The organism is Pantoea sp. RG18 (genome assembly GCF_025910075.1).
GTDB classification, from domain to species: domain Bacteria; phylum Pseudomonadota; class Gammaproteobacteria; order Enterobacterales; family Enterobacteriaceae; genus Pantoea; species Pantoea agglomerans.
In genome coordinates this window covers 436,368-450,286 of record NZ_JAPCIL010000009.1, presented here as the reverse complement: position 1 = coordinate 450,286, position 13,919 = coordinate 436,368, and the positions used below count along the sequence as shown (strand labels likewise).

The window sequence follows — 13,919 nt, the reverse complement described above, 5'->3', positions numbered from 1 at the left end:
AGTGGTTCAGCCTCTGCCCGTTTGCTGCAGATCAGCAATCAGACGGGGGTCGGGCATCCATCAACGAGTGGTGCTCGTCGTGGTCGTGGTTGTTGTACCGGTATTTGCACCGTCACCACCGCCAGAAGCGGCAATGCCGAGCCCGACCAGCGCGCCAAGTGCACCGATACCCACAGCGGTCGACGTGCCAGCAGAGATTGCTCCCGCCTGCGCGCCAGCTGCGGTACCAGCTTCTTCCGGCGCAGCAAATGCGCTGGAAGAGACGGCAACCAAGATCAAGGCTGCACCGGCAACCATAGTTTTTTTCATAACAGCGTTTCCTGCATTGAGTGAATGAAGGATCTCTGTCCGCTGAGGTTGCAACGCAGTCAGACTGCGGCAAAATCGACGGACAGTCCCATTGCGGGCGCGTTCAGTATAGGGCAACAAAATACCAGAGTTCAGCACCGGAAAAACCAGGGTGAATAGCGGGGTGGACACGTGATTTAATTAGCTGGATTGGGGATAACTACTTTTTATATCGGAATATTTCGGGCTGATGCCAGATATTTCGCTACTGGCGAATCAATTGCAAAGCGTAATGTTCTTTTTTATTAATATCTGGTACGGAATAAGAATAATCAGAATTTACTCAGGATTGCTGAAACTGAATATGATTATGAATCAATAGCTAACAATAGAGATTACCCGATTTCAGGACCATTTTATACTTTATGCTGGCCCGTTCAGCGCATCGATGTTCAGAATTATCTTAGGTTATTTTAAGACTTTTCCCTGACAACCCATGCTCTCCAACGATATAAACAGCCCATTCAGATGTAAAAACAGTCAAAAAAAGGGCGGCAAAGTGGCCGCCCGATGAAATTAACGCCGATTAACGCCAGGATTTATAGCGGTTAATTAAGGCATTAGTGGAGCTGTCGTGAGTGGTAACTTCGTCCTCGTTTTCCAGTTCCGGCAGAATACGGTTCGCCAGCTGCTTACCTAATTCCACACCCCACTGATCGAAAGTGAAGATATTCAGGATGGCACCCTGAGTGAAGATTTTGTGCTCATACAGGGCAATCAGCGCGCCCAGGCTGTAAGGGGTAATCTCACGCAGCAGGATGGAGTTAGTCGGGCGGTTACCTTCAAACACCTTGAACGGCACGATATGGGCCACAGACTCTGCAGATTTACCGGCATCGGTAAACTCTTTCTCTACGACGTCCCGTGACTTACCAAACGCCAGCGCTTCAGTCTGGGCAAAGAAGTTAGAGAGCAGCTTCGGATGGTGATCCGCGAGCGCATTATGGGTAATGGCCGGCGCAATAAAGTCGCACGGAACCAGCTTGGTACCCTGGTGGATCAGCTGATAAAACGCGTGCTGACCGTTGGTGCCAGGTTCGCCCCAGATGATTGGGCCAGTCTGGTAGTCCACCGGATGACCGTCACGATCCACATACTTGCCGTTTGACTCCATATTGCCCTGCTGGAAATAGGCGGCGAAGCGGTGCATGTACTGGTCGTAAGGCAGAATCGCTTCGGTTTCAGCACCAAAGAAATTGTTGTACCAGATGCCAATCAGCGCCAGCAGCACCGGCAGGTTCTGCTCAGCCGGCGCAGAGGCGAAGTGCTGGTCCATGGCATGTGCGCCGCTCAGCAGCTGCTCGAAGTTATCGAAACCAATCGAGAGAATGATCGACAGGCCGATCGCTGACCACAGAGAATAACGGCCGCCAACCCAGTCCCAGAATTCAAACATGTTGTTAGTGTCGATACCAAATTCGCCCACCGCTTTGGCGTTGGTCGACAGCGCAGCAAAGTGTTTCGCTACGTGCTGCTGGTCGCCCGCCGTTTTCAGGAACCAGTCGCGCGCGCTGTGGGCGTTGGTCATGGTTTCCTGGGTGGTGAAGGTTTTCGATGCCACCAGGAACAGGGTGGTTTCCGGGCTGAGGTCTTTCAGCGTTTCGGCGATGTGGGTGCCGTCAACGTTAGAGACAAAATGCATGTTCAGATGGTTTTTGTACGGGCGCAGCGCTTCAGTCACCATAAACGGGCCGAGGTCAGAGCCGCCGATACCGATATTCACCACGTCGGTGATCGCTTTACCGGTATAGCCTTTCCATTCGCCGCTGATGATGCGCTCAGAGAAGCCTTTCATCTTATCCAGCACCGCGTTGACCTCTGGCATCACATCTTTGCCATCCACCAGAATCGGCGTGTTACTCCGGTTACGCAGCGCGACGTGCAGCACCGCACGATCTTCGGTGCGGTTAATCTTCTCACCCGAGAACATAGACTTAATGGCACCGCTCAGGTCGGTCTCTTTGGCCAGCGCCTGTAACTTATCGAGGGTTTCCTGGGTGATGCGGTTTTTGGAGAAATCCACCAGCATCTGATCATCAAAGGTGGCAGAGAATTTGGCAAAACGATCGGCATCCTGGGCGAACAGATCGGCAATTTCTACCGACTTCATCTGCTCAAAATGCTGTTGCAGCGCTTTCCAGGCTGCGGTTTGTGTCGGATTGATATTTTTCATGGCAACACTCTTGTTGATATTAAGAACCGTCATTCCATCGGAGGCACATCATGCCCGTTTAGCGTTTCAGTATGACCACAGTTGTAACTGAAAGGAAAAATTTTGTCAGCGCGCGCCGGACAGGCGATCTGAACGCCGCTGTTTATCGCCAGCATTCACTGGCGCGAACAGCCGGCGGACCGCAGAGGCAACGCGCGGTAAAGTGTGACGCGAAAGTCTGCGCAAAACGTTGTGCCGTATCAGGGATTGCTGCATGGGCTGAACCCATTAAGCACTGTAGCCGCTGCGGCGCAGAGTCATTTGTTTTCTGATGCGGCGCTCCGGGCATCGCTGACATTGACAGCAGGTCCAGAAAAGGCTAGATCTATGCGCCTACTTGCGCACCTGTGCGCAAGCCAGAAGAGGCGCGTCGCCCAGGCAGTGTGTTGGAGGAACCGTATCCGGTGAAAACACATGATGGGGAGCGACGCCGAGGTGGGTCAGCACGCGGTGTGCTGCCTGTCGGCTACAGGGGCTGAATCCTCTGGGTTGTCACCAGAAACGTCTGCAGTCGACGTTTCGCAAGGTGGGGCGCTTCTGGGTGACTCGTCTATCCGATCTTGTCCGCCCGTTTCTGCTCTTTCCTTGTGCCTGGCTGAAAGAATGTTTCTCGACCCTTTCATCGGCGAGAACAAGATAACCTGACACGAGGTCCTACATGTCTCAAACACTGATAGTGGCAAAATTCGGCGGCACCAGCGTAGCCGATTTTGAAGCGATGAACCGCAGCGCCGATGTGGTGTTGCAGGACGCCAGCACGCGTCTGGTGGTGCTCTCTGCTTCGGCGGGCATTACTAATCTGCTGGTTGCGCTGGCTGAAGGCCAGCAGGCTCCCCAGCGCGCTGTGCTGCTTGATGATATCCGCCGTATCCAGTACGCCATTGTTGATCGCCTGCAGCGTCCGGAAGTGATCCGCGATGAAATCGATCGGATGATCGACAATATCAGCATGCTTTCCGAAGCCGCCTCACTGGCCACCTCGAATGCCCTGACCGATGAACTGGTCAGCCACGGTGAGCTGATGTCATCACTGCTGTTTGTGGAAATTCTGCGTGAACGCCAGGTTAATGCGGAGTGGTTCGATGTCCGCAAGGTAATGCGTACCGACGATCATTTTGGCCGGGCAGTACCGGATGTACAGGTGCTGGCGGAGCAGGCGACGGCGCAGTTACAGCCGCGCATTGAGCAGGCATTGGTCATTACTCAGGGGTTCATCGGCAGTGAAAGCGAAGGGCGCACCACCACCCTGGGTCGCGGCGGCAGTGATTACACCGCCGCGCTGCTGGGCGAAGCGCTGAATGCGGCGCGTGTGGATATCTGGACGGATGTGCCGGGCATCTACACCACCGATCCGCGCGTGGTGCCGACGGCGAAGCGTATTGATGAAATTACTTTTGAAGAAGCCGCTGAAATGGCGACGTTCGGTGCGAAAGTGCTGCACCCGGCGACGCTGCTTCCCGCTGTACGCCGGGGTATTCCGGTATTTGTCGGTTCCAGTAAGGATCCGGCAGCCGGTGGAACCCGCGTCTGCAATGAAACCCGCAACCCGCCGCTGTTTCGGGCGCTGGCGTTACGCCGTAAGCAGACGCTGTTAACGCTGCACAGCCTTAACATGCTGCATACGTTTGGTTTTCTTGCTGAACTCTTCAATATTCTGGCGCGTCATAACGTCTCGGTTGACCTGATCACCACCTCCGAAGTGAGCGTGGCGCTGACGCTCGACACCACCGGATCGACCTCAACCAGTGCCAGCCTGCTGACCCAGGCTTTACTGACTGAACTTTCGTCGCTGTGCCGGGTTGAAGTGGAAGAAGATCTGGCGCTGGTGGCGATTATCGGTAACCAGCTGTCAAAAGCGTGCGGCGTCGGCAAAGAGGTGTTTGGTGTGCTCGACCCGTTCAACCTGCGGATGATTTGCTACGGTGCCAGCAGCTACAATCTCTGCTTCCTGGTGCCGGGCAACGATGCGGAAAGCGTGGTACGTACGCTGCATCGCAATCTGTTCGAGTAGGCTTCTGTGGCATTCAGGCCGCGTCAGCGCGGCCTGAAAAGCGGCAAAAAAGGTTCATATCTCCTTCATTACTCCCGGCCACGAGACTTCTGATAAATCCTGTTAATTCATAAGGTTACTTCCTGTTATTGCCAAATGGCAACCCCTTTCTCTGCGCATTTCATGCACTTTCATTGCGCTCCCTTTCCGCAGATTTATAATCCCGCCGCTGAATCAATTCACCCAAATTTAGGAAATATCATGAAAAGGTTAGTCGCAGAGGCGCTGGGTACCTTCGTGCTGGTGGCCGGCGGTTGTGGTAGTGCCGTGCTGTCAGCTGCGTTTCCGGAGCTGGGCATTGGCTTCATGGGCGTGGCGCTGGCTTTCGGGCTGAGCGTGCTGGTCATGGCGTATGCGGTCGGTCACATCTCAGGCGGGCACTTTAACCCGGCGGTGACCCTGGGATTAGTGGCAGGCGGACGTTTTCCCGCGTCTCAGGCTATCCCTTACATCATCGCGCAACTGGCTGGCGGCATTGTCGCTGGCGCGGTGCTCTATCTGATCGCCAGCGGTAAAGGCGACTTCAGTGCAGCGGCCAGCGGCTTTGCGGCAAATGGCTACGGCGAACACTCGCCGGGCGGCTTCAGCCTGCAGTCAGGTATGATCGCCGAAGGAGTGATGACCGCTATCTTCCTGATTGTGATCATGGGTGCCACCAGCGAACGTGCGCCGAAAGGCTTTGCACCTATTGCGATTGGCCTGGCGTTAACCCTGATTCACCTGATCAGCATTCCGGTGACGAATACCTCGGTTAACCCGGCACGCAGCACCGCGGCAGCCCTGTTCCAGGGTGACTGGGCGATCTCTCAGCTGTGGATGTTCTGGTTAATGCCGATTATCGGTGCCGTGATTGGTGGTTTGATCTACCGCGGTTTAGAGGAAAAAGCAGCGTAATTTCGTTAATATTCAGCGGATCGGCAGCAGTCGATCCGCATTTTCCCGCCTCGACCTATCTTCGCCTTACGCCATGATAATGAAATGTTATGATCCGGCCTTCGTCACGGCAGTCGTTCCTGCATGATGACTCTCTATGGCAAATCTGCATAAAACATAACATTCTTATAAGGAAGTCTGGCTATGCTCGCCACGTTAACCCGCCTGTTCCCGCTCTGGGCCGTGCTGTTGTCTGTCGCCGCTTATTACTCTCCAGGTACGTTTCTCGGCATCGGACCCTGGGTCACTTATCTGCTGATGCTGATTATGTTCGGCATGGGTGTGACCCTGAATATCGACGATTTTAAACGGGTCCTGACCCGACCTGCGCCGGTGATTGCCGGAACCTTTCTGCACTATCTGGTGATGCCGTTAGCCGCCTGGGGACTGGCAAAACTGTTTCATATGCCGCCCGATCTGGCTGCCGGTATGATTCTGGTCGGCTCAGTTGCCAGCGGCACCGCCAGCAACGTCATGATCTATCTGGCGAAGGGGGATGTGGCGCTGTCGGTGACGATCTCGTCAGTCTCTGCGCTGGTGGGTGTATTCGCCACGCCGCTGTTAACCCGCTTTTATGTTGATACCCACATTCAGGTTGATGTGGCTGGCATGCTGCTGAGCATCGTGAAGATCGTCGTGATCCCCATCTCCCTGGGACTGATCATTCATCACAGCATGAACAGCGTGGTTCGCCGGGTGGAACCCTGGCTGCCTGCGTTTTCGATGGTCTGTATTCTGCTGATCATCAGTGCGGTGGTGGCGGGCAGTCAGGCCTTTATTGGATCGGTGGGTCTGATGGTGATCGCGGCGGTGATCCTGCATAACGCGATTGGCCTGCTTGGCGGCTACTGGGGCGGTAAGCTGTTTGGCTTCGATGAGTCAACCTGCCGTACCCTGGCGCTGGAGGTCGGCATGCAAAATTCCGGTCTGGCGGCGACGCTGGGCAAACTCTACTTCTCACCGCTGGCGGCATTGCCAGGCGCGCTGTTCTCGGTTTGGCACAACCTATCAGGTTCACTGCTGGCGGGTTACTGGTCAGGAAAGCCGATTAAGAAGAAGTAACAGTGGCGGCGCATTATTGCACTGCGCCGCATCTCACTGCTGCCGCGCCGGACGATCGCCGCTCCGGCGCGGCAGGTTATTCACTCCGCTCAGTTTTATTCATAGTCACGTTCATCGTCGGGCTGTTCCAGCACCGTGTAGGCCACACTACAAAACAGTGAATTCAGGCGCTTCATGTCGCCCAGTAAACCGAGATGCAGCGAACTGGTCTCAATACTCTGCACGTTCTTCTGGTGCAGGCGGTCAACATGCGCATGAGAGTAGCGGCGGATCATCAGACGGAAGCGATGTTTAGCGCGGCGCAGACGTTTAGCACTGGTGATATCGTGTGACAGAAACACCGACAGGCTCATTCTGAGGTTAGCGATCAGCAGCTCATGCAGCTCCTGCAGCTCTTTTAATCCCTCGGCAGAGAACGCGCGGCCCGCTGCCAGCGATTTGTCAGCGACATCGCCGCTCATCCGCTCGATGATGTCCCCGGCCTGCTCCAGATTAAGCGACATTTCAATGATTTCGCCCCAGCGACGCGAGTCCTCTTCGGGGAGGTCCTCTTTTGGCATCCGCGCCAGATAGAGTTTGATGGCGGTATAGAGCACATCGACATCATCATCCAGTCTGCGCACCGTGCGTTCCTCGCGGGATTCGCCATGCACCACTTTATTAAACGCCTCCAGCATCTGCTCCAGCACGTCACCCATGCGCAACGCTTCGCGGGCGGCATTCACCAGCGCCAGCGCCGGCGTATCCAGCGCGCTGCGATCGAGGTGCTTCGGCTTGAGGTGCAGCGCGTTATCCACGTCGTCGGCAATCATACGGCGACAGAGGCGCGCCATCAGGTCAGCAAACGGCACCATCGCCACGCAGCGGATCAGGTTGTAAAACACATGGAAGAAAATCACTAACTCTTCATCGTTGACCGGCAGCTTATCCAGCCACTCCGCCACAATATCGACAAACGGCAGGATGAACACGCAGCCGATCAGCTTGAACAGCAGGCTGCCGAGCGCCACGCGCTTGCCCGCGGCATTCGAGCCGCTGGCGTTGATCATCGCCAGCAGGCCGCTACCGAGATTGGCACCAATCACCAGACAGAGCGCCACCTTGAACGAAATCACGCCGGTGGCGGTGAGCGTCGCGGTGATCAGCACCGCGGCCAGGCTGGAGTAACTGATGATGGCGAACACCGCACCCAGCAGCGCATCGAGCATCACGTCGCCGGTCAGGCTGGAGAAAAGCACCTGGACACCGGCGGCCTGGGTAATCGGGCGAGCCGCTTCGACAATCAGCTGCAGCGCCAGCAATATCAGGCCCAGGCCGATACTGGCCCGGCCTAACTGACCCGCACGGGTCTGCTTGCGGCTGAGGAAGAACACCACGCCAAAGAAGATAAACAGCGGTGAGAGCCAGGAGAGATCAAACGTCAGGATACGCGCCATAATCGCGGTGCCGACATCCGCACCAAGAATCACCACCAGCGCGGGCGTCAGGCTGACCAGATTCTGCGCCACAAAAGAGGTCACCAGCAGCGTGGTGGCGTTGCTGCTCTGCACCAGCGTGGTCACGCCAATGCCCGCCAGAAACGCCATCGGTTTTTTTTCTATACTGCGACTCAGGACGCGGCGCAGATCGGCACCGTAAACCCGCATGATGCCGGTTCGTACGATATGCGTGCCCCAGACCAGCAGGGCCACCGCAGAGAGTAAATTAAGCAGGGTTAACACGTGGTGTCGCTCCTCGAATGTCAGGCTTAAAGCACAGACTGCCAGCCTGACGGAAGAGAGCAATCTGTGAAGGGGATTGCCGTGCTATGCGTGATTTTTTCCTGTGTTTTAAGCCACCTGGCGCAAAGTCGACATCTCCAATTGTAGACCAATCTTCCTGCCAGCGGGATGCAAATCCGCCGCCGATCGGTTAAGCACATCAACCGAAAGTTCCACATCATGCGCCCGGATACGATAGCGGATCACGTTGCCCAGCAGGCTGTGGCTGAGGATTTCCGCAGGAATGCCCTGGCCCGGCGCGGTGAACAGCATTGATTCCGGGCGAATGGCCACCTGGCTGTGGAAAGGCTGACCGGTCAGTCGCGTCGCCTGCTCAGCGCTCAGCAGGTTGTAGTTGCCAATAAATCCGGCGGCGAAGAGATCGACCGGTTGGGTATAGAGCGCTTCGGCATCGCCATTCTGCACGATTTTGCCCCGGTTCATCAGCACGATACGATCGGATAGCGTCAGCGCCTCCTCCTGATCGTGGGTGACGAACAGGGTGGTGAGATTCAGCTCGCGCTGGATGCGCCGGATTTGATCGCGCAGATGGCGGCGAATACGCGCATCCAGCGCCGACAGCGGTTCATCCAGCAGCAGCAGACGCGGACGCGTCACCAGCGAACGTGCCAGTGCCACGCGCTGACACTGCCCGCCTGACAACTGGTGCGGATAACGGCGTGCATAATCATTGAGTTCAACCAGCTCCAGCACCTCCAGCACCCGCTGGCGAATCTGCGCTTCGGGCAGTTTCTGCATCTTCAGGCCAAATGCGACGTTCTTCTCTACCGTCATGTTGGGAAACAGCGCATAGCTCTGAAACACCATACCGATGGCGCGCTTCTGCGGGGCCAGCGGCACGATATCTTTGCCCTCCAGCCTGATTTCACCGCTGTCGACGCCGGTTAATCCCGCCAGACAACGCAGCAGCGTCGATTTACCGCAGCCGCTGGGGCCGAGCAGGGTGACAAATTCCCCTTCAGCGGCGCTGAAATCGATCTGCTCAAAAATGGGCGTGGGTCCATAGGACTTGTTCAGCTCTCTGACCTCAAGGTAACTCATATTCAGCCTCGTTCGGGATTCAGGGCGTTGGCCAGCCAGGTAACCAGCAGCACCACAAAGAAGTAGGAGATCACCAGCGCGCTGGTGAAGTGACCGCTGCCGTTACGCATGTTGAAGAGGTAAACCTGCAGGGTTTCATAGCGGTTGCCGACCAGCAGGTTAGCGAAGACAAATTCGCCAATCAGGAAGGAGAAAGAGAGCAGCACGGCAATCAGCATCCCTTTGCGCAGGTTGGGCAGCACGACCCACAGCGCCGCCTGCCAGGTGCTGGCACCCAGCAACTGCGCGGCATCAATCAGCTCTTTGAGGTTGATCGCCTGCATATTGTTCGCCAGCGCCCGGTAGATAAAGGGTAACGCGATAGTGAAATAACAGCCGATTAAGATCCACGGCGTGCCGGTCAGCATCAGCGGTGACGAAGAGTAGAGTTGCAGTAATCCCACTGACGACACCACCGGCGGCACGGCGAAAGGCATCAGGATCAGGACGTTCATCACCGCATCCAGTCGAGGAAAATAGTAAGCGATTACAAACATGGCAGGTAGCACCAGCACCAGCGAGAACAGAAGCGCACCCAGGCAAATCAGCAGCGAATGGCTCAGCGCCGTCAGAAATCGCGGGTCGCTCCAGAGCTGGATGAACCACTTCAGGCTATAGCCCTGTGGCAGAATGGTGTTACTCCAGTCGGACGACAGTGCATAAAGCAGTGTGGCCAGTAAAGGCAGTGCCAGCAGGGTAAAGAGTAACCTGACCATTATCCGGTGATAGAGGTGCTCAGCACGTGACATGGCGGCTCCTTTCATGGCTGTTTCGCATTGAGATAGCTACGGCGCACCAGATATTGCTGCACCAGGGTGATCAGCGCCATAATCGCCACCAGCAGCATCGCCAGCGCACTACCGGTGTTGGGATCCAGCGAGATATCGCCGGAGACCAGCGCGGCAATGCGCACCGGCACCACGTTGAAATTACCCGTGGTCAGGGCATAAATCGTGGCGTAAGCGCCCAGCGCATTTGCCAGCAGGATCACAAAGGTCCCGAGCAGCGCCGGAAACAGAATCGGCAGGCCGATGTGCCACCAGTAGTGCCAGCGGCTGGCACCCAGCAGCGCAGCGGACTCCTGCCACTCTTTCTTCAGCCCGTCGAACGCCGGGTAGAGCAGCAGCACGCCCAGCGGGATCTGGAACCAGGTGTAGACCAGCACCATGCCGTTGCGCGAGAAGAGTCTGAAGCTCTCAACCAGACCATAATGGCGCAACAGCAATGTCAGGCAGCCGTTCAGCCCCAGCAGAATCACAAAGGCAAACGCCAGCGGGACACCCGCAAAGTTGCTGGTCATATTGGTAAAAGCGATGAGAAAGCGCTGCAGTCGCCCGCCGCCGAGCTGATGCAGTGAATAGCCGGTGACCAGTGCAATCAGTAAGCCGTAGACGCTTGACCAGAGTGAGATATCCAGCGAAAAACGAAACGCCTGCTGGTAGAAGGGCGAGGTGAGAATGTCCTGATAGTTATCCCAGCCCCACTGGCTGTTCATCTCACTCCAGAAGCTGTTAATGGCGATCCACAACAGCGGTGCCAGCTGAAAGGCGACCCAGAACAGGGTGAACGGTAACAGCAGCAGCAGCGCGACTCCTTTTCCTCTCATCTCTTCGACTCCGCCAGCAGGCCGCGACAGACCGGCTTGTCATGCGCCACCTCAAGTAGTTCACACAGCGTGCCGCACAGATCGGTCTGCTGCGGTGCCAGGTCAGGCTGCAGCGAGAAAGCCCGGCCAAAGACAAACAGCGGCACCGTGGTCTCTTCCGGCAGAATGCCGCCGTGGGAGCGATCGTCATTCATGCCGTGATCGGCGGTCACCATCACCTGATAGCCCTCAGCCAGCCACAAGGGCATCCACTGCGACAGCAGGCCGTCTGCGATGCGTGCCCGGTTGCGGTACTGTGGTGAGGAGAGGCCCGATTTATGACCGGCATCGTCGATGTTCATCGGGTGGATTAGCAGAAAATCGGGATCGTGACGCAGCCGCAGGCTTTCTGCATCTTCAAACAGATGCGAGTCGGGATAGCTATCGTCAGAATAAAAATGGCCATACTGAATGGGCAGGTCCGGCGCGTCAGTGTGACGATCGCGCGCCGGAACGAACGGCGTTCGGTTATAAAGCTCACTCACCCAGTGGTAGGCCGCCGCCGCAGTCGTCAGTCCCGCCGCTCGCGCAAAGTGAAAGATGCTACGCTCGCGGCTTAACCGGCTGACGCCATTATGAATAATGCCGCTTCTGACCGGCGGAACACCGGTCAGAATGCACTCATAAAGCGGGCGTGACAGCGAGGGTAATTCACAGGTCATACGGTAATAAAACCCGTTGCCCTGCGAACATTCGGCATGCAGGTAACCCATTGCATGTTGTGCGACCTGATTGCTCAGGCCGTCCAGCACTACCAGGATGGTCTTCATTCCGTTCTCCCTGCCGCGAATTACTGCTGCATGTTGATGATGACGTTTTCCTGCCACAGGCGCGGCAGCATTTTCGACGATTTATCCCAGGCAGCCTGATCCTTAACCGGACGGGCATTTTTATATTCAGATTGCGGCAGCAGGCGAGCCTGAACGTCCGCTGGCAGCGTCAGATGTTCAGCACGGATCGGCCGGGCATAGCCCTTCGCCAGATTGATCTGTCCCTGGTCTGAGAAGATATATTCGCGCGTCAGTTTTGCGGCGTTAGGGTGTTTCGCATATTTGTTGATGACGGTGGTGTAGCCGGAGGTCACGGAGCCATCAGATGGGATCACCACTTCGTAGCGGTTTTTGTCGATCTGGTCCCGGTAGTTAAGGGCGTTAAAGTCCCACACCACCGCCATCTGCACTTCGCCTTTTTCGATATTGGCAATCACCGGATCGGTAACGCCAAGACGACCCTGTTTAGCCAGATCGGCAAAGAAAGCCAGCGCCGGTTTCAGGTTCTTCTCATCGCCGCCTAAGGCGTAGTTTGCCGCCAGTACGCCGTTGGCCGCCTGAGCTGCCACGCCGACGTCACCGATAGTAACCACATACTTACCTTTTTTCAGATCGGCCCAGCTGTGGGGGATATCTTTAACCTGCTGCTTGTCGATCAGAAAGGCGATGGTGCCGGTATAGGCCAGCGCCCAGTGGCCATCTTTATCTTTAGCCCAGGCCGGAATCTGATCCCAGTGAGTGGGTTTATAGGGCTGGGTCACACCTTTAGCGACAGCGATCGGGCCAAAGGCGGCACCCACGTCACCGATGTCAGCGCTGGCGTTCTCTTTTTCTGCATCGAATTTCGCCAGCTCCTGCGCCGATGACATATCGGTATCGCTGTGCTTAAGGCCATATTTGCTGCTGATGTCGTTCCAGGTATCTTTCCAGTTAGCCCAGCTATCCGGCATCCCGACGCTGTTGACCTGGCCTTCACTGCGTGCCGCTTTTTCCAGTGCGGCAAGGTCGTTATCGGCGGCCTGCGCAACGGGCAGGGTGAGCACTACAGCACTGGCTACTACAGAGGCGATAAACGCTTTCATCTCAGTTGCTCCGGGTGTAAGTTGATGGGCCTGGCTGGTCTAGTCCAGCAAGAACCGAGCCAATGTAGCCCCTGTATATGAACGATTTATGACAGGGCGGCGCTGTGCGGGGGATGAGCGATGAAAGATGTGACCCGTTCGCCTGTCACAGGCGCGTTTACCTGAACAGTAAGAGTGCGGAGTCGCACCAAAATGAGGCTACTGTTGTGGAGTCGATAGCACTCAAAACGGCGGATGCGATCGCCAGCGTCCTGCTGACGCGTATTCAGGCCGGAGAGTTCAGCGCCGGGCGACTGCCGGCGGAGCGTGCCTTAAGCGAAGCGTTCAGCACGACCCGGATTACCCTTCGGGAAGCATTGGGCAAGCTGGAAGCCCAGGGGATGATCTACCGGGAACTGCGTCGCGGCTGGTTTATCGCACCGCCGCGGCTGATCTATAACCCGCTGCATCACAGCCACTTTCATGCCATGGCAATGGAGCAGGGACGGCAGGCGGCTACCGAGGTCATCGCCGCCGAACAGGTCGCGGCACACGACAGCGTGGCGACAGCGCTGCGGCTGGCCTCCGGTTCGGCGGTTTACTGCATCCGACGCCTGCGGCGCATCGATGGGCGTGCGGTGCTCTATGTTGAACACTACCTCAATCCGCGTTTTTTCCCTGGTCTGCTTGATGAAGATTTGACCCGCTCACTGACCGATCTCTATGACCAGCGCTACGGCATTCGTTACGGCGGCGCGCGCTTCACCATCCTGCCCGGCCCGCTGCCGGAGGTCGCCGCACCCATGCTGAATGTGGCACCGGGCAGCCCCGGTTTGTTGATCACCCGCATCAATCGCAACCAGCAAAAAGAGGTGATTGATTGCGACTGTGAATACTGGCGTTACGATGCGCTCTGTGTTGATGTGGAGGCCTGAGGAGTTATTGTGATTTGCGTCACACTCGCGCATGATACCGCG

At 56.5% G+C, this 13,919-nt stretch carries 12 protein-coding genes and 1 riboswitch; of the genes, 4 read left to right on the top strand and 8 right to left on the bottom strand.

The features are described from left to right. Window positions 1–60: 60 nt before the first annotated feature. The gene (gene yjbE / locus OK409_RS13135; protein ID WP_061901861.1) at window positions 61–309 is read right to left on the bottom strand and encodes an exopolysaccharide production protein YjbE; all 249 of its coding nucleotides are present in this window, start codon (window positions 307–309) and stop codon (window positions 61–63) included. A 565-nt stretch (window positions 310–874) separates the two neighbouring features. Beyond that, a complete protein-coding gene (gene pgi / locus OK409_RS13130; protein ID WP_022625205.1) occupies window positions 875–2,521 on the bottom strand; it encodes a glucose-6-phosphate isomerase in 1,647 nt (548 codons plus the stop codon). 391 nt (window positions 2,522–2,912) lie between these two features. Continuing rightward, window positions 2,913–3,105, top strand: a riboswitch (Lysine riboswitch). 113 nt (window positions 3,106–3,218) lie between these two features. Between pgi and lysC the strand changes: the two genes are divergently transcribed. From lysC to panS, 3 genes are all read left to right on the top strand, one after another. After that, window positions 3,219–4,571: a lysine-sensitive aspartokinase 3 gene (lysC, locus tag OK409_RS13125; protein ID WP_022625207.1), complete on the top strand. Its 1,353-nt coding sequence runs from the start codon at window positions 3,219–3,221 to the stop codon at window positions 4,569–4,571. 240 nt (window positions 4,572–4,811) lie between these two features. Then, window positions 4,812–5,504 (top strand): aquaporin Z, encoded by a 693-nt coding sequence (gene aqpZ / locus OK409_RS13120; protein ID WP_060681510.1) that lies wholly within the window; start codon window positions 4,812–4,814, stop codon window positions 5,502–5,504. A 183-nt stretch (window positions 5,505–5,687) separates the two neighbouring features. Continuing rightward, window positions 5,688–6,605 carry a ketopantoate/pantoate/pantothenate transporter PanS gene (gene panS, locus OK409_RS13115; RefSeq protein ID WP_010252655.1) on the top strand — a complete coding sequence of 306 codons (918 nt, stop codon included), beginning with the start codon at window positions 5,688–5,690 and terminating at the stop codon, window positions 6,603–6,605. A gap of 95 nt (window positions 6,606–6,700) precedes the next feature. On the opposite strand, the gene OK409_RS13110 is transcribed toward panS, so the two are convergent. The 6 genes from OK409_RS13110 to OK409_RS13085 all read right to left on the bottom strand — a co-directional run bounded on the left by OK409_RS13110 (window position 6,701) and on the right by OK409_RS13085 (window position 12,963). After that, complete coding sequence (locus tag OK409_RS13110) at window positions 6,701–8,326, bottom strand: Na/Pi cotransporter family protein (RefSeq protein WP_010672204.1); 1,626 nt, start codon at window positions 8,324–8,326, stop codon at window positions 6,701–6,703. Window positions 8,327–8,434: 108 nt separating this feature from the next. Beyond that, entirely contained in the window at window positions 8,435–9,427 is a 993-nt protein-coding gene (locus tag OK409_RS13105) for an ABC transporter ATP-binding protein (protein WP_010252646.1), read from the bottom strand. A gap of 2 nt (window positions 9,428–9,429) precedes the next feature. Further along, window positions 9,430–10,215 carry an ABC transporter permease gene (locus OK409_RS13100; RefSeq protein ID WP_264367132.1) on the bottom strand — a complete coding sequence of 262 codons (786 nt, stop codon included), beginning with the start codon at window positions 10,213–10,215 and terminating at the stop codon, window positions 9,430–9,432. An 11-nt stretch (window positions 10,216–10,226) separates the two neighbouring features. Then, window positions 10,227–11,072 carry an ABC transporter permease gene (locus OK409_RS13095; protein ID WP_010252254.1) on the bottom strand — a complete coding sequence of 282 codons (846 nt, stop codon included), beginning with the start codon at window positions 11,070–11,072 and terminating at the stop codon, window positions 10,227–10,229. Further along, entirely contained in the window at window positions 11,069–11,881 is an 813-nt protein-coding gene (locus OK409_RS13090) for an alkaline phosphatase family protein (RefSeq protein WP_045140868.1), read from the bottom strand. Before OK409_RS13090 ends, OK409_RS13095 begins: the two co-directional genes overlap by 4 nt. Window positions 11,882–11,901: 20 nt before the next feature. Continuing rightward, complete coding sequence (locus OK409_RS13085) at window positions 11,902–12,963, bottom strand: ABC transporter substrate-binding protein (RefSeq protein ID WP_010252250.1); 1,062 nt, start codon at window positions 12,961–12,963, stop codon at window positions 11,902–11,904. 206 nt (window positions 12,964–13,169) lie between these two features. Here OK409_RS13085 and OK409_RS13080 point away from each other — a divergent pair, with 206 nt between their 5' ends. Beyond that, window positions 13,170–13,877, top strand: coding sequence for a UTRA domain-containing protein (locus OK409_RS13080; protein WP_010672207.1), 708 nt, complete (start codon window positions 13,170–13,172; stop codon window positions 13,875–13,877). The last annotated feature ends 42 nt before the right edge of the window (window positions 13,878–13,919 follow it).

Coding starts and splice junctions, on each gene's coding strand:
- OK409_RS13100 (WP_264367132.1), bottom strand. CDS start 10,215: ATGTCACGTGCTGAGCACCTCTATCACCGGATAATGGTCAGGTTACTC.
- OK409_RS13090 (WP_045140868.1), bottom strand. CDS start 11,881: ATGAAGACCATCCTGGTAGTGCTGGACGGCCTGAGCAATCAGGTCGCA.
- pgi (WP_022625205.1), bottom strand. CDS start 2,521: ATGAAAAATATCAATCCGACACAAACCGCAGCCTGGAAAGCGCTGCAA.
- OK409_RS13095 (WP_010252254.1), bottom strand. CDS start 11,072: ATGAGAGGAAAAGGAGTCGCGCTGCTGCTGCTGTTACCGTTCACCCTG.
- yjbE (WP_061901861.1), bottom strand. CDS start 309: ATGAAAAAAACTATGGTTGCCGGTGCAGCCTTGATCTTGGTTGCCGTC.
- lysC (WP_022625207.1), top strand. CDS start 3,219: ATGTCTCAAACACTGATAGTGGCAAAATTCGGCGGCACCAGCGTAGCC.
- OK409_RS13085 (WP_010252250.1), bottom strand. CDS start 12,963: ATGAAAGCGTTTATCGCCTCTGTAGTAGCCAGTGCTGTAGTGCTCACC.
- OK409_RS13105 (WP_010252646.1), bottom strand. CDS start 9,427: ATGAGTTACCTTGAGGTCAGAGAGCTGAACAAGTCCTATGGACCCACG.
- aqpZ (WP_060681510.1), top strand. CDS start 4,812: ATGAAAAGGTTAGTCGCAGAGGCGCTGGGTACCTTCGTGCTGGTGGCC.
- panS (WP_010252655.1), top strand. CDS start 5,688: ATGCTCGCCACGTTAACCCGCCTGTTCCCGCTCTGGGCCGTGCTGTTG.